Annotated in this window: 17 protein-coding genes; 6 read left to right on the forward strand and 11 right to left on the reverse strand. The window is 73.2% G+C overall.

The features are described from left to right. Positions 1–19 precede the first annotated feature (19 nt). Positions 20–733 (forward strand): DivIVA domain-containing protein, encoded by a 714-nt coding sequence (locus JAV76_RS00970; RefSeq protein WP_198732143.1) that lies wholly within the window; start codon positions 20–22, stop codon positions 731–733. On the opposite strand, the gene JAV76_RS00975 is transcribed toward JAV76_RS00970, so the two are convergent. Continuing rightward, positions 726–1,829: a VIT1/CCC1 transporter family protein gene (locus JAV76_RS00975; RefSeq protein WP_198732144.1), complete on the reverse strand. Its 1,104-nt coding sequence runs from the start codon at positions 1,827–1,829 to the stop codon at positions 726–728. The genes JAV76_RS00970 and JAV76_RS00975 overlap by 8 nt on opposite strands. Before the next feature lie 81 nt (positions 1,830–1,910). After that, positions 1,911–2,852, reverse strand: a complete 942-nt coding sequence (locus tag JAV76_RS00980) for an alpha/beta fold hydrolase (protein ID WP_198732145.1) — start codon at positions 2,850–2,852, stop codon at positions 1,911–1,913. A gap of 179 nt (positions 2,853–3,031) precedes the next feature. Between JAV76_RS00980 and JAV76_RS00985 the strand changes: the two genes are divergently transcribed. Together JAV76_RS00985 and JAV76_RS00990 are read left to right on the forward strand one after the other, a co-directional pair. Beyond that, on the forward strand, positions 3,032–4,108 hold the full coding sequence (locus JAV76_RS00985) for a M15 family metallopeptidase (protein ID WP_198732146.1): 1,077 nt from the start codon (positions 3,032–3,034) through the stop codon (positions 4,106–4,108). An 86-nt stretch (positions 4,109–4,194) separates the two neighbouring features. Beyond that, positions 4,195–4,803, forward strand: a complete 609-nt coding sequence (locus tag JAV76_RS00990; protein WP_307843936.1) for a class I SAM-dependent methyltransferase — start codon at positions 4,195–4,197, stop codon at positions 4,801–4,803. A 30-nt stretch (positions 4,804–4,833) separates the two neighbouring features. Here the strand turns inward: JAV76_RS00990 and JAV76_RS00995 are convergent, their stop codons facing one another. Next, complete coding sequence (locus JAV76_RS00995) at positions 4,834–5,565, reverse strand: glutamine amidotransferase (RefSeq protein ID WP_198732147.1); 732 nt, start codon at positions 5,563–5,565, stop codon at positions 4,834–4,836. Between the two features lie 67 nt (positions 5,566–5,632). Between JAV76_RS00995 and lepB the strand changes: the two genes are divergently transcribed. Continuing rightward, positions 5,633–6,340 carry a signal peptidase I gene (gene lepB / locus JAV76_RS01000; protein WP_307843937.1) on the forward strand — a complete coding sequence of 236 codons (708 nt, stop codon included), beginning with the start codon at positions 5,633–5,635 and terminating at the stop codon, positions 6,338–6,340. Positions 6,341–6,347: 7 nt separating this feature from the next. Here lepB and JAV76_RS01005 read toward each other — a convergent pair whose 3' ends face one another. The 3 genes from JAV76_RS01005 to JAV76_RS01015 all read right to left on the reverse strand — a co-directional run bounded on the left by JAV76_RS01005 (position 6,348) and on the right by JAV76_RS01015 (position 10,030). Further along, positions 6,348–8,474: a hypothetical protein gene (locus JAV76_RS01005; protein WP_198732149.1), complete on the reverse strand. Its 2,127-nt coding sequence runs from the start codon at positions 8,472–8,474 to the stop codon at positions 6,348–6,350. Then, positions 8,465–9,163: an ABC transporter ATP-binding protein gene (locus tag JAV76_RS01010; protein ID WP_198732150.1), complete on the reverse strand. Its 699-nt coding sequence runs from the start codon at positions 9,161–9,163 to the stop codon at positions 8,465–8,467. The genes JAV76_RS01005 and JAV76_RS01010 overlap by 10 nt, the downstream gene beginning before the upstream one ends. Positions 9,164–9,247: 84 nt before the next feature. Beyond that, on the reverse strand, positions 9,248–10,030 hold the full coding sequence (locus JAV76_RS01015; RefSeq protein WP_198732151.1) for a PaaX family transcriptional regulator: 783 nt from the start codon (positions 10,028–10,030) through the stop codon (positions 9,248–9,250). Positions 10,031–10,094: 64 nt separating this feature from the next. Between JAV76_RS01015 and JAV76_RS01020 the strand changes: the two genes are divergently transcribed. After that, a complete protein-coding gene (locus tag JAV76_RS01020; protein ID WP_307843938.1) occupies positions 10,095–11,120 on the forward strand; it encodes an alpha/beta hydrolase family protein in 1,026 nt (341 codons plus the stop codon). An 18-nt stretch (positions 11,121–11,138) separates the two neighbouring features. On the opposite strand, the gene JAV76_RS01025 is transcribed toward JAV76_RS01020, so the two are convergent. The 3 genes from JAV76_RS01025 to JAV76_RS01035 form a co-directional block, all read right to left on the reverse strand. Further along, positions 11,139–12,113 (reverse strand): glutathione S-transferase family protein, encoded by a 975-nt coding sequence (locus JAV76_RS01025; RefSeq protein WP_198732152.1) that lies wholly within the window; start codon positions 12,111–12,113, stop codon positions 11,139–11,141. A gap of 111 nt (positions 12,114–12,224) precedes the next feature. Then, complete coding sequence (locus JAV76_RS01030) at positions 12,225–12,380, reverse strand: methionine/alanine import family NSS transporter small subunit (protein WP_198732153.1); 156 nt, start codon at positions 12,378–12,380, stop codon at positions 12,225–12,227. Next, a complete protein-coding gene (locus JAV76_RS01035) occupies positions 12,377–13,954 on the reverse strand; it encodes a sodium-dependent transporter (protein ID WP_198732154.1) in 1,578 nt (525 codons plus the stop codon). The genes JAV76_RS01030 and JAV76_RS01035 overlap by 4 nt, the downstream gene beginning before the upstream one ends. A 211-nt stretch (positions 13,955–14,165) precedes the next feature. Between JAV76_RS01035 and JAV76_RS01040 the strand changes: the two genes are divergently transcribed. Continuing rightward, complete coding sequence (locus tag JAV76_RS01040; protein ID WP_198732155.1) at positions 14,166–15,611, forward strand: multidrug effflux MFS transporter; 1,446 nt, start codon at positions 14,166–14,168, stop codon at positions 15,609–15,611. Here the strand turns inward: JAV76_RS01040 and JAV76_RS01045 are convergent. Together JAV76_RS01045 and JAV76_RS01050 are read right to left on the reverse strand one after the other, a co-directional pair. Further along, positions 15,570–18,713: an AAA family ATPase gene (locus JAV76_RS01045; protein ID WP_198732156.1), complete on the reverse strand. Its 3,144-nt coding sequence runs from the start codon at positions 18,711–18,713 to the stop codon at positions 15,570–15,572. The two genes, JAV76_RS01040 and JAV76_RS01045, sit on opposite strands and share 42 nt — an antisense overlap. Beyond that, on the reverse strand, positions 18,713–19,900 hold the full coding sequence (locus JAV76_RS01050) for an exonuclease SbcCD subunit D (protein ID WP_198732157.1): 1,188 nt from the start codon (positions 19,898–19,900) through the stop codon (positions 18,713–18,715). Before JAV76_RS01050 ends, JAV76_RS01045 begins: the two co-directional genes overlap by 1 nt. Between the last annotated feature and the right edge of the window lie 22 nt (positions 19,901–19,922).

A 19,922-nucleotide genomic window follows, 5' to 3' on the forward strand; every position in this document is an offset into this window, starting at 1 on the left:
GCGCGCTAGGTTGTCCTCCATGCTCAGCGCCCAGGACGTCCTCACCAAGCAGTTCTCCCCCACCCACCTGCGGCAAGGCTACGAGGTGGACGCCGTCGACGAGTTCCTCGACCGGGTGGTCGAGGTCCTCCGTGAGTACGAGTCCGGGTCCGGCGAACCGCCGTCACTCGTGGTCGCCGACGTGCGCAGCACCCAGTTCGCGGTGACGAAGTTCCGCGAGGGCTACGCCATGGAGGAGGTCGACGCGTTCCTCGACGAGGTGGAACGCACCCTCTCCGACCACGAGCGCGCCCAGCGTGCGCGGGGCTCCGCCCGTGCACCCGGCACGCGGTTCGCGGACAGCACCCCCCGGGAGCCGGAGCGCACGCCGGAGCACGTGCCCGAACCCGCGTGGTCCCCCGACGTCGCACGGTCCTTCCTGCCCGAGCCCTCCTCAGCGCCCGCACCCGCTCCCGCTCCGTCGTACGCGGCGCCGCCGGAGCCGGAGCGTCCCGCCGGGCCCGCGCCGCGGCGTGCCGCCCCGCCGAGCCTCGTCCCCGGGTCCGGGTCCGCGCCCAGGTCGGCGGACCAGGCGGTGGACCTCACGGAGCTCGTGAGCAGCCTCCAGCGGGCGCGCCTGCTCTCAGGGGCCGACGGGTCGTCGACGCCCGTCGTGCGCACGCCCGACGGTCAGCGCCACGTCGTGCGGTCCGTGAGCACGCACGACGGCCAGGTGGTCATCACCGTCAGCTGACGGTCGCCCCGAACAGCAGGCCCAGCACGTAGGTGACGCCGGCGGCGCCCAGCCCGATGAGCAGCTGGCGCCCGGCACGGCGCACGGGCGACGCCCCGGAGAGCACGCCGACGGTGGCGCCGGTGGCGCACAGCGCCAGGCCCACCAGGACGCACCCGAGCACCAGGGCTGCCGGGCCCTCGAGCCCGAAGAGGTAAGGAAGGACGGGGACGAGGGCGCCGGACGCGAAGAAGCAGAAGCTCGACGCCGCCGCGCCCCAGGCGCTGCCCACCGCCTCGCGCTCGGCCGCGGCACCCTGCGGCGCGATGACCGTGCGCGCCGTGTACGTGGCGAGCACCCGGTCGGCGTGCTCGCGGGCGGCCTCCGCCGACTGGCCGCGGGCCCGGTACACCAGGGCCAGCTCGTTGGCGTCGACGTCCAGGTGCGGCAGGGCGGCCGCGGCCTCCGGGCTGGGGTCCGACGCCTCGAGGAGCTCGCGCTGCGACCGCACGGACACGTACTCCCCGGCTCCCATGGACAGCGCCCCCGCGAGGAGTCCCGCGAGGCCGGTGAGGAAGACCGTGGAGCTGGCGACGCCTGTGGCACCGATGCCGAGGATCAGCGCGAGGTTGGACACGAGACCGTCGTTGGCCCCGAACACGGCGGCGCGGAACGTCCCGGAGATGCGCGTCCTGCCGCGGGTCGCGAGGCCGCGGACGACCTCCCCGTGGATGCGTTCGTCGGCGGCCATCGCTGGTGTGGCGTCGACGTCGACGTCGTACGTGGAGCGCGACTCGGCCTGCTGGGCGAGCGCGAGGACGAAGACGCCGCCGAGGCGGCGGGCGAGGAGACCCAGGACGCGGGTGCGCCAGTGGCCCTTGAGGGGGCGTCCGGCGCGGTCGCCGAGGAGCTCGAGCCAGTGGGCCTCGTGGCGTCCCTCGGCCTCGGCGAGGGCGAGGAGGATCTCCCTCTCCTCACCGTCGCGGCGTCGGGCGAGGTCGCGGTACACGGACGCCTCGGCGCGCTCGTCGGCGAGGTTGCGACGCCACCGCCGGACCTCCCTGCGGGTGGGCACGCGAGCGGGGCCGGCGGCGTCGGGGTGGGGGCCTGTGGTCACGGCACCAGTGTCCCAAGGTGGCGGCGGGACGGAGTTCGGTCACCCGTGCCGACCGACGAGGGGCCGCCGCACGTCCTGTTGTCAGATGGCGAAGACGGCGTTCCGGGGACGGGCGGCGGCCGCGGCGGCGGCAGCTGCTGCGGCGAGCTCCTCGGTCTCGCCCCAGAAGTCGTCGAGGAGCGCGGCGGTGTCGCCGGGGTTCTCCTCGGGCGGCAGGTGCCCTGCGCCAGGGATGATCTCGTAGCGGGCGCCGAGCGCGCGGGCCATGAGCTCCTGCCAGGGCTGCGGCCAGGCGTCGTCGGCGGCGCCGTGCGTGACGAGGGCCCGCACGCCCGCCCGGACGAGGTCCGCGGTGGTGTCGGGGGCGTTGACGAGGACGTTGATGATGCCGAGGAGGCCGTCGGAGGACGTCTGCCCGGCGCGGTAGCGCAGGAACTCCTCCTGCGGGGTGAGCTGGGGTGCACCGGGGCCGACGAGGTCCGGGTTGGACGCCTCCCAGAGGCCGAGGCTGCCGCTCTCGCGGACCACGAGAGCCATCTCGCGGATCTCCTCCGTCCAGCACTTGGGGCCGGAGCACAGGAAGGTGAGGTCGGAGAAGAGGTCGGGCGAGCGGAGGACGGCGGCGCGGGCGACGAGCCCCCCGAAACTGTGGCCGAGGAGGTGCACGGGGCCGTCGGAGATGACGTGGGCGACCTCGACGACGTCGGACGCGAAGTCGTCGAGCCGGTAGCTCAGCGACGACCGGGGGGCGACGGAGTCGGCCTGGCCGCGCTGGCTGAAGGACCAGGTGTCCCATCCGAGGTCGGACAGGAGCGGCATGAGCGGGAGGAAGTCCTCCTTGGACCCGCCGAGCCCGGGGACGAGGAGCACGGTGCCTCGCGGTTCGGCAGCGACGCCCCAGCGCGTGGTGGCCGCAGGACTGCACAGCGCCGTGAGCTCTCCGACCGTGGAGCGGATCGACAGGCACCGCACACCGTCCGGCAGCGGGAGTCCCCCGAAGGGCTCGGCAGGTTGGACGAGCACGCCCGGGGCCTTTGCAACCTCACCTGTTCCCATAGACCGACAGCGTATGACGTGTACAGGGTGAAATTCACCCCCTGCGGGTGATTTTTCTTCGACACGAGGCGCGTTCTGCCGAGGGAACGTGGAGGATCGTGCTATATCAGGCGCCTGGAGCGGTGGCTCGATAGTGTCGGGAGCCTATGCGCCTCTCTGCCCCCTCCCGCCCACTGCCGCGCCGAGCCGTCGTCGTCGGCCTCTGCGTCCTCCTCGCCGCCGTCGTGGTCGTCGTCGTCCTCGCGGTCCTCGCGGAGCGCCGCGCCAGGGAGGCGGCGGAGGAGACGCGAGCGGAGGCGGCGGCCCTGAGCTCGCGGCACGCGCTCCTCGTCGCCGAGGCGACCGCCTACGGCGAGGAGCTCCGGGAGCAGGCCGACCGAGACGCCGCCGCGGCCGCCCAGGCGGACCTCGAGGCGGCCGTCGCCGACTCGACGGTGGCCGTGGACGCCGCGCAGGCGGTGCTCGACGCCTCCGCCGACCGAGTGGCCGACAACCTCGTGCGGCAGCAGCTGGCCGACGCGATCGTCGCCGCCCGGGAGTCGCACGGCACCGACGCCGCGACGGTCCGGGCCGCGACGGAGGCCCTCGGGCCGGCGCAGCAGGCCGTGGTCGACGCGGAGGCGGCATGGGTGGCCGAGGAGGAGCGGCTCGCCGCCGAGGCGGAGGCCGCCGAGCAGGCGGACACCGCCGAGGGCGGCACCGCCCCGGGTGTTCCCGCACCTGCCCAGGCCGGTCCTGCACCGCAGTGCGTCGACGACTCCACGTACTCCGGCCCGGCCTTCTACACGTCCGCCCCCGGTGAGGGCGGTGACGGGTCGAACGGGAACATCCCCGCGTCGCAGATGACCCGGTTGTCCTGGGGGCACGACACCGTCGGCACGCCCCAGTACCTGGTCACGTCGGCCGCCCGGGCCCTGGACCGCCTCAACGCGGCCTACCGGGCGCACTTCGGGGAGGACCTGCGGCTCGACCTCACGTACCGGTCCTACGACGAGCAGGTGCGCATGCGCGAGGCCCTCGGGTCCGTCGCAGCCGTGCCGGGCACGTCGTCCCACGGGACCGGGCGGGCGCTCGACGTGCCCGAGTGGTCGTGCTTCCAGTTCGGGTCCGCGCGCCGTGACTGGCTCGTGACGAACGGTCCCTCCTACGGCTGGGTGTCGCCGTCGTGGGCGCGGTCCGGTGGGTCCAACCCCGAGTACTGGCACTACGAGTTCACCGGCTGACCCGCGCGTCCGGGCGAAGGTCCCAGGCGGCCGGCGCACGGTCCGCCTAGAGTCGTCACGACCGGCCGCGAGCGAGAGGGAGCCCCGTGCGTACACCGTCCGTCTGGGAGACGATCGTCCAGGAGAACCCGAACCACTCCCGCTGGTACGTCGAGCGCTTCCGCGCGATGGCCGCGGAAGGTGCGGACCTCGCCGGGGAGGCGCGCCTCGTCGACGCGATGCTCCCCCGCCGGTCCCGGGTGCTCGACGCGGGCTGCGGCCCGGGCCGCGTCGGTGCCGCCCTCGGCGCGGCGGGCCACACCGTCGTCGGTGTGGACGTGGACCCCGTGCTCGTCGAGGCCGCCGTGGAGGACCATCCCGACCACCTGTGGCTCGTCGGGGACCTCGCCGAGCTGGACCTCCCTGCCAGGGACGTCCCCGAACCCTTCGACGCGATCGTGTGCGCGGGGAACGTCATGACCTTCCTCGCCGCAGGCACCCACACGGAGGTGCTGCGCCGCATGCGCGCCCACCTGGCGCCCGGCGGGCGCGCAGTCATCGGGTTCGGTGCCCGACGCGGGTACGCGTTCCCCACGTTCCTCGAGGACGTCCGGACCGCGGGCCTGGTCCCCGACACCTTGTTCTCGACGTGGGACCTGCGACCTTTCACGGACGGCTCCGACTTCCTCGTGGCGGTCCTCAGCGCCGCCGAGTGACGACGTCGGCCACGACGCCCACGGCAGGCGTCACCGGCCGTAGCGGAGGACGAAGTTCCGCAGGACCGTGCCGGGGTGGGTCACCACGGCACGGCTCACCTCGTCGATGACCGCCTGGGACTGTCCCGCCGGGAAGTACCCGCTGTCCTCGTACACGCGGATGCGCTCCACGAGCGCTGCCGCGTCGAGCTCGGGGTGGAACTGGGTGGCGTAGAGGTTGGTGCGCACCCGGAACATCTGGACCGGGCACGTGGGGGACGACGCGAGGAGCACCGCGTGCTCGGGGAGCACGGTGCACGCCTCCTTGTGGCCGACGAACGCCCGGAACTCGTCGGGGACGCCGGCGAGGAGCGGGTCGGCGCGGCCGGCGTCGGTGAGGGTCACGGGGACGGCGCTGACCTGCTCGGCGTACGTCGTGTCGACGACCGCACCCTGGTGGACGCCCAGCGTCCCCACCCCGTAGCAGGCGCCGAGGTACGGCATGTCGCGCTCGACGATCTCGTCGAGCAGCCCGGAGATCTCCTTCTCGACGCGCACCTGGGCGTCGGACTTCTCCTCCTCGGGGTCGCTCGAGCAGTACGGGCTTCCGCCGACGATGACGCCGGAGTAGTCGTCGAGGTCGATGCGCGGCAGCGGCCCCGCCTCCATGCGCACACGGTGCAGCTCGTGGTCGGCGAGGCCCCCGCCCCGGAGGAACGCGGCGTGCTCGCCGTCGGCGGCGACGTCGTCGTCACGGCTCGCGAGCAGGAGGAACGGCTTCATCGTCCCAGTGTGGGCCGGGTCGCCCGGACGCGCCCGGCGGGCGGGGCAGCGGTGGCATCATGGAGCCGTGCCCAGGAGCGGAACGCGGACGACGCGCGAGGAGCAGTCCCGCACCCGCTCGGTCCTGCGGGAGGCGGCGATCATCCTCGTCAGCGCGCTCGTCCTCTCGTGGCTCCTCAAGACGTTCGTGGTGCAGGCGTTCTTCATCCCCACACCGTCGATGGCGGACACCCTCGTCAAGGGTGACCGCGTCGTGGTCTCACGCCTGGTGCCGGACGTGGTCGACGTGCGCCGTGGTGACGTGGTCGTCTTCAAGGACCCGGGCGGATGGTTGCCCCCACCGGTGCCCCAGGAGCAGAACGCGCTGCAGGAGGCCGCGACGGAGGCCCTGACGTTCGTCGGTCTGCTGGCGCAGGACTCGGGTGAGCACCTCATCAAGCGCGTCGTGGGGACGCCCGGCGACCACGTGGTCTGCTGCGACGCCGAGGGCCGCGTGAGCGTCAACGGTGAGCCGATCGACGAGACCTACATCAAGGACGGCTCCGTACCCAGCCAGGACCCGTTCGACCGCACCGTCCCCGACGACATGCTCTTCGTCATGGGCGACAACAGGCAGCACTCGTCCGACTCCCGCTACACCACCGGGAACCCGGGCGGCGGGTACGTGCCCATGGACGACGTGGTCGGCACCGCGTTCGTCAAGGTCTGGCCGTTGTCCCGAGCCCAGATCCTGCGGAACCCCGGCGACGTGTTCACCGACGTCCCGTCGCCGTGACGCGCGGTCAGGTGCCCGAGGGACGCGATCCCGCTCGGGACGCCATCAACGTGGCAGCGACGATCACGGCCGTGTAGACGGTGATCCACAGGGGTGCGTAGGACGTGGCCGACACTCCTGTACCGAAGAGCGACGTGACGAGCCCGCAGACGTAGCTCACCGGAGCTGCAGCGAGTATCGGGAGGAGCAAGGTCCAGCTCCCGACGCGCCTCGCCTCGTCCTCGCTCAGGCCGATGGGGATCAGGGCTCGGGCGTCGTGACGGACCTCGCGTGAGTGCTCCGCCATCTCTCGGACGACTGCCAGGCCGATGATGATGATCGAGATGAGCCAGGCTGATCCGATCCAGCTGCTCAGGGGGTTGCGCGGTTGCGCCTCGCTCAGCACGTCGTAGGTGTTGAAGGCGGGCAGCTCGCCGCCGAGGACGTAGAGCTGGTCCTGGGACACCGGGCCTGATGAGAGGACGAGGGCGCCGTCGAGCGCCTCCGCCGGGTCGCCGCCCGGGTCCAGGCTCCCCGCACTGCTGATCCCCATGTGGAGCATGGTCCTGAAGAGGTCGAGAGCCTCCCCCGAGACCTCCCCGTCAGCCGTGCACGGGGCCACCACCAGGAGAGGACCGAACACCTCGAGGTCCGAGCAGGACCGGACCATCACCGTCGGCACACCGTCCTCGCCCGCAGGGGCCAGAGGAAGGACCACCGCGCCCGGAAGCGGCTCCAGGCCCTCCGTCAGCCGGGCGACGTCGTCCGGGCGTCCGTCGTGCCAGTCCACGACGTACACAGCGGGACCGTCAGCGGAACGCTCGTGACTCGAGACTCCGCTTCCCGGCCCGACGTAGATCGAGACGGAGACCGCGCCGAGGTAGATCGCGAGCGACAGCAACGCCGCGACCCGGCTCGCGGTACGGGGGGCGTGCACGACCCTCGCCGCGGCGAGCCACCTGTGGCCGCCCTCCCGGCTCCTCCGCCGCAGGGCTACCAGCTGAGCGAGGTACGGGACGGACCACGTCAGCCCCACGGCCAGCATCACAGCACCGCCGTAGAAGACCTGGGTCGCCGTGGTGCCCAGGAGGTCGGGGACGACGACGAGCGTGAGACCGGCTCCGACCGGCAGGAGACGCCACGCGGAGACCCGCCCGGGCGGTCGGCTCCGCCGCGACACGGCAAGCGGGATCGTGCTCGAGGACGACGCGGCGAGGACGACGACGCCGAGGACGACCCACAGCGCCGTGCCCGGGTCGACGGACAGGTCCCCCGGGAGGAACCGTGATCCCGACAGGGGGATCGTCGTGAGGACCGGACTCACGAGCACGGAGACCAGGGCGCCGAGCCCCGACCCGACGAGAGCGAGAAGGGCCCCTTCGAGGGCGAGGATCGTCCGCACGATCCTCGGGGACACGCCGTGCCGCAGCAGGTCTTCCGAGCGACCCGCACGAACAGCCGACCGCGCACGGGCTGCGAGCCACGTCATGACGAGCGTCGGCAGCACGACGAGGAAGACCGTCAGCATCCGCATCTCCGGCGGGCGCGGGATGGGGGACTGGGGCGCGGACACATCGAAGCGATCATCTTCCGCCTCCAGCGTGGGCGCGGAAGGAAACCCGTCGATCCTCAACGGGATCCCCACCCTGTCGAGCGTGCGCCCCTCGGCGGGCACGGCCCACACGAGGAGCTCGTCCTGCGTCCCGACCCCCTCCGGTCCGATCGTCCCCCCGACGCCCTGACCCACGTCGGACCTGTCGAAGCCGAGCACCTCCGGGCCCAGGCCCAGACGGAGCAGGCCGGGCGACACGACCGCTTCCCCGGGCGCGGGCAGCGCCTCGAGGCCCGGCGGGACGATCCGGCTCTCGCCCTCGTGGCCTGCGACCGGCTCGATCCACAGGACGGACACGTCGCGACCGTCCTTCACGAAGCCTCGCGGGACGAGGTACGCGGATCCTTCGTCGTCCTGCGCGACGTCGGGCGTGCGAGCCGCCAGCGTCTCCTCCACGCGCCAGGACACAGCCACCAGCGCGACGGAGAGGCACACCAACGCCGTCGCCAGGGCCGTGGCGAGCACCACGCAGACCTGACGCCAGCGGCGCTCCGCGTCACGGCCGAACGCGAGCCGTGTCGCGAGCCGGAGAGCTACGCCCACGACGCGCGGGACCGGTCGTCGGCCTGGCGCATCCGCTGGATCCGGTCACACCTCTCTGCGACCGTGGTGTCGTGGGTGGCGAGCAGCACCGAGATGTCCCGGTCGCGAGCCGTGCCGACGATCAGCTCGGTCATGAGCCGGACGTTCTCCTCGTCCAGTGCCGCTGTCGGCTCGTCCGCGACGAGCAGCTCGATGCGGTCCGAGAGCAGCGCTCGGGCGAGAGCTGCCCTCTGCGCTTCGCCTCCCGACAGGTTCTCCGGGCGGAGCGCACCCGCGCCGTCCAGACCGACCACGGTCAGTGCCTCCCGGGCGAGCGCCAGGGCTCGCCGCCTCGGCATCCCGTCGAAGACGAGCACGAGCGCGACGTTCTCGGCAACGTCCAGCTCCGGCAGGAGCCGCGGGTTCTGCTCGATGATGCCGATGGACCGTCTCCGGAGACACGCCCGCTCACGGCTGGACATCGAGCCGTAGCCCGCGCCGAGCACCTCGACGGAACCGGCCGTGGGCGTCCTCAGGCCGACGACACAGTCGAGCAGCGTCGTCTTGCCGCTCCCTGACGGCCCCATGAGGGCGAGGACCTCGCCCTGTTCGAGCCGCAGGTCGACCGCAGGGAGGATCGTCGCCTCCCCGAGGGTGACCTCCGCCCCGACGAGGAGCAGGGCTGGCGCCGGGATGCTCGAACGTTCCATGTGCGCCTGTTCCCTGTCGTCCCTGTCCGGAGCCGCGGTGAGCGGTGCGCGGCGATGCTCAGCATGGCCTATCCCTCACTGACGTCACCAGTCGCCGTAGACGAGGTTGCCCCCGTCCGAGCGCAGCGACTCCCACCGGCGCGCCCATGCGGCGCGGGACCGTGCGGGTGGCCACGGGTCGCCCCGGAGCTCGGGTGGGAGGAGGGGATCGTCGCGGAGCGCCCGTTCGAGGGCGTCGGCGAGCCGGAGCTGCCGGACGACGTCGGGGCTCGTCGTGTCGGCGGCGTCGGCTCGGAGGGCCTCGTCGACGGTCGCGTAGGCCGCGACGGTCGGGCGGTGGGGCCAGAGGAGCTCGGCGATCTCGAGCGGGTCGGTGGTGCCGCGCACCGCCAGGTCGTCGGTGGTGGCCGTCGACAGGTAGGGGCCCGCGTCGTCGCGCAGCGCGTCGAGGAGGTCGTGAGGGCTGACGTAGAGGCCGGTCGAGACGGCGACGGCGCCGAGGTCACCCAGGTCCCGACGCAGCGCGTCCCGCACAGCACGCTCGCGTTCGGGGACGCTCACGGCGATCATCCGCCACCGGCCGTCCCACGGGGCTTCCCCGGCGTCCTGGGCAGACGCGAGAGCCACGCCCTGCCGGTCGCGTCGCAGGCGTCGACGCCCCTCACCGGTGAGGCGGAGGGTCCCTGCCCGCCCCCTCCCGACCTGGACCACGTCACCGCCGGCGACGAGGCGTCGGATCGCCAGGCGCACGGGCTGGTCTGCGAGACCTGCGAGACGGGCGGTGTCGTAGACGTCGGCCAGACGCGCCTCGCCGACGTCGGGCAGGAACGCCTCGACGACCGTCCGCGGAGCGATCCGGTGCGTCACCCTGCTGTTCGTTCTCTCGCGGTCGCGCCTTCCATGACCCGAATCTATCGCATAGATTACGACCGTGCAGAGATCGACACCCCGGAGACGAGCGCTTCTGTCCGCCATCGCGCTCGGCGCGCTCATCGCGCTCGGCGCAACGGTCACCGTCGTCGGCAACAGCTTCCGCTTCACCCAGGAGACCATCACCATCCCCGGGCCCGACGGGGACCTCGTCGGCGTCCTGACGCTGCCGGACGACGGGCACGCCCGGGGGATCGTCGTGATGGTGCACGGCGACGGGCCCGTGGACGCGACCATGGACGGCCTGTACGCCCCGTGGTTCGAGGGCGCGGCCGACGCCGGCCTCGGCACCCTGTCCTGGAGCAAGCCGGGCGTCGGCGGCTCGCACGGGGACTGGCTGTCGCAGTCGATGGACGACCGCGCCGCAGAGGTCTCCGCGGTCCTCGACTGGGCCCTGGGCGACGACGAGGTCCCGACCGACACGGTCGTGCTGTGGGGCGCGAGCCAGGCCGGCTGGGTGCTCCCCGAGGTCACCCGCAGCCGTTCGGACATCGACGGGGTCGTGGCCGTCGGGCCCGCGATCAGCTGGCTCCGGCAAGGTCGCTTCAACCTCCTCGCCGAGCTCGAGCACGACGGCGCGGACGCTCAGGAACGGGCGGGTGCGATCGAGGAGAGCGACCGCACCCGCGCCCTCCTCGCGCGACACGCGTCGTACGAGGAGTACCTCGCGTCCACGACGAGCGACGACCCGATGACGGAGGACCGCTGGGGATTCGTCCAGCGCAACGTCGGCTCCGACGCGACGGACGACCTGAGGGCCTCGGCCTCCCGGGAGATCCCCGTGCTCCTCATGGTGGGTTCGCACGACCGCAACGTCGACGTCGAGGAGACCGAGGACACCTACCGCTCGATCCTCGGATCGTCGCTCACCGTCACGCACCTCGACGGCACGCACTCCCTGGCCCGACCGGTCATGGAGGACCACGACGCGGTCGGGCTCCTCACCGCCGTCGTCCGTCCCCGGGCCCTCCTCGCCCCGGGGACCATCGACGACTACACAGCGTTCCTCATCGGGATCGGTCGCTGACCCGTCCCGGGTGACGCGTCAGGCGGGAGGTGTCCCGTCGCCGAAGGGGCGCCCACCGAGGGACTCGCGCCCGTGGTCGCTGAACCATCCGGCGAGGTCGGGGCCCTGCGGGACGATGCCCGACGGGTTGATGTCACGGTGCACCACGTAGTAGTGGGCCTTGATCTGGTCGAAGTCGACGGTGTCCCCGAACCCGGGGGTCTGGAAGAGGTCCCGCGCGTAGGCCCACAGGACGGGCATCTCCGTGAGCTTGGAGCGGTTGCACTTGAAGTGCCCGTGGTAGACGGCGTCGAAGCGGACGAGCGTGGTGAACAGGCGCACGTCGGCCTCGGTGATGGTGTCCCCCACGAGGTAGCGCTGGCCCGCGAGCCGCTCCTCGAGCCAGTCGAGCGCCGTCCACAGGCGGTCGTACGCGGAGTCGTACGTCTCCTGGCTGCCGGCGAACCCGCACCGGTACACGCCGTTGTTGACCTCCGTGTAGACGCGTCGCATGACGGCGTCCATCTCCTCGCGCAGCGCCTCCGGGTAGAGGTCGGGCGCACCGGGGCGGTGGTGCTCGCGCCACTCGGTGGAGAGGTCGAGGGTCATCTGCGCGAAGTCGTTGGTGACGACGGCGCCCGTCGTGGTGTCGACGATCGCGGGGACGGTGATGCCCCGCGCGTACTCGGGGTCACGGGCCAGGAAGGCGTCCTTGAGGCGCGGGATCCCGAGCACGGGGTCCACGCCACCGGGGTCCAGGTCGAACGTCCAGCTGTCCTTGTCGTGCGTGGGACCGGGCAGACCGATCGAGATCGCGTCCTCGAGGCCGAGGAGACGACGCACGATGATCGACCGGTTCGCCCACGGGCAGGCCCGGGCGGCGATCAACCGGTAGCGGCCCGCCTCGACGGGGAAACCCTCCGAGCCGTCGGCGGTGATCCGTGTGGTGATGTACCGGGTGTCGCGGTCGAACTCCTTGCCGGGCACGGAGTAGACGCCGTCTTCGTTGCTCATTCAACCATCGTCCCCCGTGGACGCGATTCCCACACCTGTTCTACCGGGGGAATGTGAGCGGCGGTCCTCGGGCCGGGTCGGAGCCCCGTCCGGCCCGGCCCGACGGACCGCTCAGTCCGTGCGCTCACCGACGGCGGGCTCGTCCGGCGCAGGGCCCTCCGGGCCCACGTCGGCGGGGCTGCGGAGCAGGTTGACGATGCTCAGGGCGAGCCCTCCCCACACCACGAGGACGGACACGACGAGGACGACGACTGCGGTGGTGGTCATGAGCGGGGTCCCTTCTGTCCACCGTGACGGAGCTGGGAGGCCGGGAGCTCGGGCCACGGGACGAGCTCGTCCGGGTCGTGCCGCCAGCGGACGAACGACATGACGAGGGCGAAGACCACGATGACGCCGACCGTGCCCCACCCGAAGGCGTTGACGAACCACTGCGGGTTCCCGCCGTACCCGTCGCGGACCAGGGTCCACACACCCGTGAGGAGCATGTAGCCGAGCACCACGGGGACCCCGATGCCCACCATCCAGCGCCACCACGCCCCGATGCGGGTCGACGACACGGCGTTGAGGTGCCACTGGAGCTCGGGGAGGCGACGGAGGACGACGCCCACGAGGATCGTCATGACGACGGCCGAGCCGATGATGCCCACCTCGTTGGCGAACGTGTCGACCGTGTCGAGGAGCGGCAGCCCGGTGGTCGTGGAGAAGAGCACGACGGACAGGACGGCGGCGACCCCGCCGACGCGGAGCGCTCCCTGGCGGGGCGTCCACCCGAACTTCTCCTGGAAGGCCGACGACACGACCTGGAGGAGCGACAGCAGCGAGGTGATGCCGGCCAGGGCGAGAGCGGAGAAGAACAGCACCCCGAAGACGGGCCCTCCGGGCATCATCGAGATGATGTGCGGGAAGGTCACGAAGGACAGGACGGGGCCGGTGAGGCCCTCGAGCTCGCCGACCTGGACGCCCTCCTGGTGGGCCATGAACCCGAGGGTCGCGAAGACGCCGATGCCCGCGAGGAGCTCGAACGAGGAGTTCGCGAACCCGACGACGAGTCCCGTGGACGTGAGGTTGGACCGTCGCTTGAGGTACGACGAGTAGGTGATCATGATGCCGAAGGCGATGGACAGGGAGAAGAAGATCTGCGCGAACGCCGCGATCCACACGCCCGGGTCGGCGAGGGCGGACCAGTCGGGCGTGAAGAACGCGGTGAGCCCCTCGCCCGCGCCCTCGAGGAACAGCGCACGGACCACGAGCGTCACGAAGAGGACCACGAGGAGCGGCAGGAAGACGACGTTGGCCCGCTCGAGGCCGCGCTGCACACCGAGCGCGAGGACGACGAGGACGACGACCCACACCGCGACGAGGGGGAGGAGGACGCCGGGCACGATGTCGAGGCTCAGCCCGGGGGTCTCGGACACCTGGAGGTACTCACCGGTGAAGAACCCGGCCGGGTCGTCGCCCCACGCCGTGTCCACGGAGAACCACACGAAGCTCACGGCCCACGCGATGATCACCGTGTAGTACAGGATGATGACGAAGGAGATGCCCACCTGGAACCAGCCGAGGCTCTCGGCGCGCGTCGACAGGCGACGGAAGACGCTCGGTGGTGAGCCGCGGAAGCGGTGCCCCAGGGCGTAGTCGAGGAGCAGCACGGGCAGCCCGACGGCGAGCAGCGCCACGAGGTACGGGACGAGGAACGCGCCTCCGCCGTTCTCGTAGGCGACTCCCGGGAACCTCCAGATGTTGCCGAGGCCGACGGCCGACCCGACCGCCGCGAGGATGAACCCCGTCTGCCCGGACCACTGCTCCCTCGTGGCCGGTCCTGCTCCTGCCCGTGCTGCCATCACCCTGTCCCGATCCGTCGTCGTGCGTGCCGTGTCTGCGCGGCCCAGCGGAGAACTGTACGACCGTGCAGCATGACGATAGCGCCGGTCCTGGCGGTCCCGTCCGCAGAAGGTCCCAGATCGTCTCACCATACGGTCACGGGGGATTCGACGTGATGTCCGCCATGTGGACGGCGGGAACACGCGGACGTTCCCCCGCGGTTCAGCGGACATGGACCTCTCCCCCGGTGGCGCCTCGCGTCCCGAACGCCCTGCCGCAGACCCCGCCGTCCTGGGCGACCCCGCCTCGAAGCGCATCCCCGTCGGCTTCGTGCTGCTCCTCTCGGCGCTCGTCGCCCTCGGGCCGCTGACCATCGACCTGTACCTCGCGGCGTTCCCGCAGATCACCGACGACCTCGGCACCACCGAGCCGCGCGTGCAGCTCACGCTCACCGCCACCCTTGCGGGCCTCGCGATCGGCCAGCTCCTCATCGGGTCCGTGTCCGACGCGATCGGCCGTCGGCGCCCGCTCCTCGTGTCGCTCGCCGCGTACGTGGTCGTCACGGCGGCCATCGTCATGGTGGACGGCATCGTGTGGTTCACGGCGCTGCGGTTCGTGCAGGGCCTCACCGCCGCGGCAGGCATGGTCCTGGCCATGGCCATCGTCCGGGACAACTACTCCGGCTTCCGGGTGGGCAAGGTCATCGCCCGCCTCATGCTCGTCGTCGGGGTGGCGCCCATCCTCGCGCCCACCATCGGGTCGCAGCTGCTGCTCCTCGGCTCGTGGCGCCTCATGTTCGTCGTCCTCGCCGTCATGGGCGCGCTGCTCCTCCTCCTCGCCACGCTCCGCCTCCAGGAGTCCCTGCCCGTCGAGCGCCGGCGGGCCGGCGGCGGCGGTGCGGCCCTGCGCTCCTACGCGGGGCTGCTGCGCGACTGGCCTTTCATGGGCGTCGCGCTGCTCTCCGGCTTCTACATGGCGGCCATGTTCACGTACGTGTCGTCGTCGTCGTTCGTCTTCCAGGACGGGTTCGGGCTGTCCGCCCAGGAGTTCGGGCTCGTGTTCGGCGCCGGTGCCGTCGCGGTCACCGCAGGGAGCCAGATCAACGGCGCGCTCGTGGGCCGCGTCACGCCCGAGCGCATCCTGTCCGTCGCCATCCCCGCGGGCGTCGTGCTCTCGGCCGCGCTCCTCGTGACGGCCGTCGTCACCGCGGGTTCCCCGGGCGGGCTGTGGCCCATCGTGGTCCTCCTCGTCCTCACCCTGTCGACCGCCGGTTTCGTGATGCCCGCCGCCCCGGCCATCGCGCTGGAGCACAACGGCCACCGCGCCGGGTCCGCGGCAGCCCTGCTCGGCGCCATGCAGTTCGGCATCGGTGCCGGGATCGCCCCCGTGACGGGTCTGCTGGGTGGCGACCCGGCGACGACCATGGCCGGGGTGATGTTCGCGGTCGTGAGCATCGCGGGGCTGCTGTTCATCGCCGTGGGACGCGCCGAGCGCCGACGCGCCGCAGCCGGGACCTCCGGGTCCGGAGACGAGGCGGAGGCCGTCGCCGTGGCGGGCACGCCTGCCACCGCGACCGGTGCCGCGACGACCACGGAGGCCGAGCTCTCCGGTGCGGGAGCCCCCGCCGCGGTCGGGTCAGCCGGCGCGGACCGTGAGGGTGCTCGACCCGTCGGCTAGGCGCCGGACGGAGATGCCGTCGGCGATGGTCTGCTTGAGCGTCTCGACGTGGGAGACCACGCCGACGACGCGCCCGCCCGCACGAAGGCCGCCGAGGACCTGGAGGACGGAGTCGAGGGTCTCGGGGTCCAGCGTCCCGAATCCCTCGTCGACGAAGAGGGTGCCGAGGTGCACCCCTCCGGCCTCGGCGGTGACGACGTCGGCCATGCCGAGCGCGAGGCACAGGGAGACGTAGAACGTCTCCCCGCCGGACAGGGACGACGCGAGCCGCGGGACACCGGTGTGGTGGTCCACGACGCGGAGCGCGAGACCGACCTTGAGGCCGCCGCCCTTCTCCTTGTCGTCGCTGCGCTCGAGCTCGTAGCGCCCGTCGGACATGACGGTGAGGCGCTCGTTCGCGGCGGCGACGACGTCCTCGAAGCGGCGCATGAGGACGAAGGTGGCGAGCGTGAGGCGCTTGGTGTTGTCCGCGCCGTTGCCCGTGGCGAGGTTCGCCATGCGCAGGACCGGTTCCGAGCGCACCTGGGCCTCGTTCAGCGCGAGGACCACTCCCTCGACGGTCCGGGCGGCGCGGCCCGCGTCGGCCGCCCGGCGTGTGGCGAGGGTGGCGGCCTCGGCGGCGGAGCGGCACGCGGCCTCAGCATCCGCGACGACCTGCTCGGCGGCGGGCAGGTCCACGTGGGCGTCGGCGGCGAGGCCGACGATCTCCGGTGCCGCGAGCCCTGCACGGACGCGGGCCTCGTCGGACCGGAAACCGGTGACGGCGGCCTCGAGGGCGGCCTGCTCCTGCGCACCGAGGCGTGCGTCGAGCAGGGCGTCGAGGGTCGCGAAACCCTGCTCGGCCATGGTGCGGGTGCGCTCGGCGACGCGCTGGTCGCGGGCGCGGAGGGCGGCGCGGGCCTCGCGCCGGGCGTCGAGGAGCGCGTCGAGGGCCGTCACAGCGCTCTCGAGAGCCTCGACCGCGGCCGCGACGCTCGGCGGGGCGTCGCCGGGACGCCCAGAGTCCGTCCCGACGTCGGCCCCGGTGTCCGGGGCCACGTCACCCTCGAGCCCACGGACCGCTTCGGCGACCTCGAACGTGTCGCGGTCGAGGTCGGCCGCGTCCCGGTCGAGCCGAGCGGCCTCGCCGGTGAGGGAGTCGCGGAGCGCCGTCGCCTCCGCGAGGAGGCCGGCTGTCTCCGCGTCGAAGTCGGCGAGGGCCTGCTCCGCGACGGGCACCGAGTCCCGGGCGGTCTCCGCCTCGGTGACCGCGGTGCTCGCCGCGTCGAGGGCGGCGACCGCGGCGGACCGCTCCGCGCCGCCGGTGGAGGCGATCGCCGCGGCGTGGCGCTCGGCGAGGAGCGTCGCGGTGCGCTCGGCGGCCACGAGGTCGCGCTCGGCGGACTCCCGGACGGCCTGCGCGTCGTCGACGGCGTCCTGGGTGACGTGGTCCTCGTGCAGCGGGGCCGGCGCCGGGTGCTCCGCACCTCCGCAGACCGGGCACGGCACACCGGGTTTCAGGGTCGTGGCGATCTCGCCGGCGATGCCGTCGATGCGCCGCTGCCGAAGGTCGTGCTCCTGCGCAGCGGTGTCGCGAGCACGATCGGCAGCTCGGGTGAGCGTCGCGCGGGCCCCGTCGAGGTCGACGCGGAGGGCGTCCACGGTGTCGAGGGTCTCGACGACGGTCCGGGCTGCGGCGGCGACGGCGGTGCGGGCGGTGAGCTCGGCGGCGACGGCCCGGTGGTGGTCGCGCCCCGCCTCGAGGGCCGTGCGGGCGACGGGCCGTGCGTCGAGGTCCCGGGCACGTTCCTCGGCCTCGGCGCGGCGCCCCTCGAGGGCGGCACGGTCCCTGGCCAGCGCGTCGCGGCGCACGGGAAGGGACGCCTCGACGGCCACGAGCCGCTCGAGCGACGACGCGCGGCGGGCGTCGGCGTCGCGTCGCGCACGGAGGTCCGCCTCCGCGGCGTCCGCGCCGGCACCGGTCTCGTCGTCGAGATCGGGGAGGTCCGGCAGGGTGCCGTCGGGCAGGACGCCGCGCGCGCCGTCGAACGCCGCCGCGGCCTCGGCCACGAGACGGTCGGCGGTGAGCTGGGCGTCGTGCTCGCCGTCGAGGAGCGGCCGCACGACCGCGGCCCGACGTGCCACGTCCAGGGCTGTCTCCTGCTCGACGACGTGCGCCGCGCGCTCGGCGAGCTCGTCCTGCTCGGCGAGGAGCACGGCCCGGCGGTGCAGGGCCTCGGCGAGCCGCTGAGCGCTCGTGAGCGTCGCGCGGGCGGCGTCGAGATCGGTCCGGGCCGCGGTGTCGGCGAGCGCGAGGGCGTCGGCGGCGGCCTCGAGACCGGCGACGTGCTCGGCGGAGAGCTTGGGGGTGTCCTCGGCGCGGGCGTCACGCAGGACACCCGCGGCGTCCTCGTCGAGGTCTGCGGTGACCACGAACCCGTCCACGGCCGCGGTGACCGCACCACGGGCGGTGTCGAGGTCCCGCTGGGCGGCGGCGCGCATGCCCGCGAGCTCGGTCTGGGCCCTGTCGTAGACCTCGGTGCCGAACACCTTCTGGAGGAGCGCCCCGCGGTCCTCCGGCCTGGCCCTGAGGAACCCGGCGAACTCACCCTGCGGCAGGACGACGGTCTGGACGAACTGGGTGCGGTCCAGCCCGACGACGCGCTGGAGCTCGAGCCCGGCCTCGTCGAGCCGCGACGCGACGAGCTCACCGGCGTCGCCCGGGGCGCCGAGCGTCGCTCCCGGGGCGAGCGCCTCGCTGGGCAGGCGCCACAGGCGCACGCTGGCCTGCTGCTTGGTGGTGCCGTCACCCCGCTTCTTGCGGCGCAGCCGTTCGGGCGTGCGGACCACCCGGAAGGCCCCGGCGCCGGTCTCGAAGGTGAGGTCGACGACGGAGTCGACGTCGTCGGGAGCGAAGGACGACCGGAGACGGTCCTCGCTCGCCGACGCGGACGCGACCTTCCCGTAGAGGGCGAAGACCACGGCGTCGATGATGGTCGACTTGCCTGCGCCCGTGGGCCCTTCGAGGAGGAAGATCCCGGACGCGGCGAGGGCCGCGAAGTCGACGACGTGCTCCCCGGCGAACGGTCCGACGGCCTGGATGCGGAGGCTGTGCAGGTGCATCAGGCGCTCCGCTCCGCCGCGCCGGCACGCTCGAAGGCTGCGCGGAGCACGGCGACCTCGGCGTCGGTGGCCGTGGCACCGGTGACGTGCGCGACGAAGTCCCCGGCGACGACGACGGGGTCGCTCGCGGCGGTCACGGCGAGGGTGAGCGACGGGCGCTCCTCGCGGGCGGCGGGCCGGTGCTGGACGACGAGCGCGTGGGGGAAGCGCTCCTTGACGCGCGCGGTCATCTCCCGCGGGCGGGCGGTGTCGGTGACGAGGACGCGCACCCAGTCGTCCCGGTGGGCTTCGCCGGCAGCCCCCAGGAGGTCGTCGAGCGTCCCGCTGACCTCGCTGAGCCGTCGCGGCACGGGCGCACGGAGCAGCTCGGGCTCGCCGGTGACGCCCTGCGACCCGTCGGCGGACAGCTCGAGGAGGACGCTCGACTTCGCGTGGCGCATCTCGGAGAACGAGTACGCGAGGGGTGACCCGGAGTACCGGCCGACCGTGGCACCGGGGAACGTCACGCGCTGCGGTCCGTGGAGGTGGCCCAGGGCCACGTAGTCGACGCCCTCGAAGACCCCGGCGGGGACGGAGTCGACGCCGCCCACCCGGATGTCGCGCTCCGACTCGGACGCCTCGCCGCCCACGACGAAGGCGTGCGCCATGACGACGGAGCGCACCGGCGCGTGGGCCGTCCGCGCGGCGAGGTCCGCCCGGACCCGCCGCATCGCGGCTCCCATGACCGCGGCATGGGACCGTGCAAGGGGCTCGTCGCCGTCCTGGAGCGCGACGCGCGACGCGTCCGGGTCGAGGTACGGCATCGCGTACACCAGGACGGGGGCACCCCCGTCGGGGTCGGGGATCTCGACGGGCCTGCCGACGTCGGCGACCCTGGCGCGCACGTGGATGCCGTCGCGGAGGATGCGGTCGCCGAACCCGAGGCGGACGGCCGAGTCGTGGTTGCCGGGGGTGACGACCACCTGGGCGTGCTGGGACAGCCGTGCGAGGGTCTCGGAGAGCAGCGTCACGGCCTCGACGGGCGGGATGGCCCGGTCGTAGACGTCACCCGACACGACGACGGCCCGCACGTCCTCGGCGCGCGCCACCTCGACGAGGTGGTCGAGGTACGCCGCCTGGTGCTCCAGCAGGTCGACCCCGTGGAGGGTGCGCCCGAGGTGCCAGTCGGAGGTGTGCAGGATCCGCATGCGGCGACGGTATCCGCCGCCA

It is taken from the genome of Sanguibacter suaedae, assembly GCF_016342785.1.
Lineage (GTDB): Bacteria > Actinomycetota > Actinomycetes > Actinomycetales > Cellulomonadaceae > Sanguibacter > Sanguibacter suaedae.

Excerpts from the sequence above, each read along its gene's own strand:
- JAV76_RS01010 (WP_198732150.1), bottom strand. The coding sequence starts at position 9,163 with ATGGAACGTTCGAGCATCCCGGCGCCAGCCCTGCTCCTCGTCGGGGCG.
- JAV76_RS01030 (WP_198732153.1), bottom strand. The coding sequence starts at position 12,380 with ATGACCACCACCGCAGTCGTCGTCCTCGTCGTGTCCGTCCTCGTGGTG.
- JAV76_RS00985 (WP_198732146.1), top strand. The coding sequence starts at position 3,032 with ATGCGCCTCTCTGCCCCCTCCCGCCCACTGCCGCGCCGAGCCGTCGTC.
- JAV76_RS01035 (WP_198732154.1), bottom strand. The coding sequence starts at position 13,954 with ATGGCAGCACGGGCAGGAGCAGGACCGGCCACGAGGGAGCAGTGGTCC.
- JAV76_RS01050 (WP_198732157.1), bottom strand. The coding sequence starts at position 19,900 with ATGCGGATCCTGCACACCTCCGACTGGCACCTCGGGCGCACCCTCCAC.
- JAV76_RS01040 (WP_198732155.1), top strand. The coding sequence starts at position 14,166 with ATGGACCTCTCCCCCGGTGGCGCCTCGCGTCCCGAACGCCCTGCCGCA.
- JAV76_RS00970 (WP_198732143.1), top strand. The coding sequence starts at position 20 with ATGCTCAGCGCCCAGGACGTCCTCACCAAGCAGTTCTCCCCCACCCAC.
- JAV76_RS01025 (WP_198732152.1), bottom strand. The coding sequence starts at position 12,113 with ATGAGCAACGAAGACGGCGTCTACTCCGTGCCCGGCAAGGAGTTCGAC.
- JAV76_RS01045 (WP_198732156.1), bottom strand. The coding sequence starts at position 18,713 with ATGCACCTGCACAGCCTCCGCATCCAGGCCGTCGGACCGTTCGCCGGG.
- JAV76_RS00995 (WP_198732147.1), bottom strand. The coding sequence starts at position 5,565 with ATGAAGCCGTTCCTCCTGCTCGCGAGCCGTGACGACGACGTCGCCGCC.